We start from the raw sequence: 979 nt of genomic DNA on the forward strand, positions 1-979 counted from the left end.
CCTCGTCGGTGACCATCTCCAGGGTCAGCTCGTCGTGGTTGCGCAGGAAGATGCCCCACTGGCAGCCCGAGGGGATCGCCGGGGTCTTGGCGAGGATCTCGGAGACCGGGTAGCGCGACTCGCGGCGCACGGCCATGAAAATCCGCGGCATCACGGGGAAGTGGAACGCCATGTGGCACTCGTCGCCGCCGGAGGCGTAGTCGCCGAAGTAGTCGACGACGTCCTCCGGCCACTGGTTGGCCTCCGCCAGCAGCACGGTGTCGGGGTACTGGGCGTCGATCTCCTTGCGCACCCGTTTCAGGAAGGCGTGCGTGGCCGGCAGGTTCTCGCAGTTGGTGCCCTCCTGCTGGTAGAGGTACGGCACCGCGTCCAGCCGGAACCCGTCGATGCCCAGGTCCAGCCAGAACCTCAGGGCGGCCAGGATCTCCTCCTGCACGGCCGGGTTCTCGTAGTTCAGGTCCGGCTGGTGAGAGAAGAAGCGGTGCCAGAAGTACTGCTTGCGGACCGGGTCGTACGTCCAGTTGGACGCCTCGGTGTCGACGAAGATGATCCGCGCGTCCTGGAACTGCTTGTCGTCGTCGGCCCAGACGTAGTAGTCGCCGTAGGGTCCGTCGGGGTTCTTGCGCGACTCCTGGAACCACGGGTGCTGGTCGCTGGTGTGGTTCATGACGAAGTCGATGATCACGCGCATGCCGCGCTGGTGGGCGGCGTCGACGAACTCGACGAAGTCGGCGAGGTCGCCGAACTCCGGCAGGACGGCGGTGTAGTCGGAGACGTCGTAACCGCCGTCCCTGAGCGGTGACTTGAAGAAGGGCGGCAGCCACAGGCAGTCCACCCCCAGCCACTGGAGGTAGTCCAGCTTGGCGGTCAGGCCCTTGAGGTCGCCGACGCCGTCGCCGTTGCTGTCCTGGAAGGAGCGGACCAGCACTTCGTAGAAGACGGCTCGCTTGAACCAGTCGGGGTCCCGGTCCTTGGCCGG

The 979-nt window shown here is 66.3% G+C and carries 1 protein-coding gene; it reads right to left on the minus strand.

What is annotated here, in order from left to right:
• Window positions 1-979 (minus strand): alpha-amylase family glycosyl hydrolase (locus tag H0H10_RS05085; protein WP_262506231.1); only part of this gene is annotated, 979 nt, incomplete at both ends.

The organism is Streptomyces griseicoloratus (genome assembly GCF_014534645.1).
In the GTDB taxonomy this organism is placed as follows: Bacteria; Actinomycetota; Actinomycetes; order Streptomycetales; family Streptomycetaceae; genus Streptomyces; species Streptomyces griseicoloratus.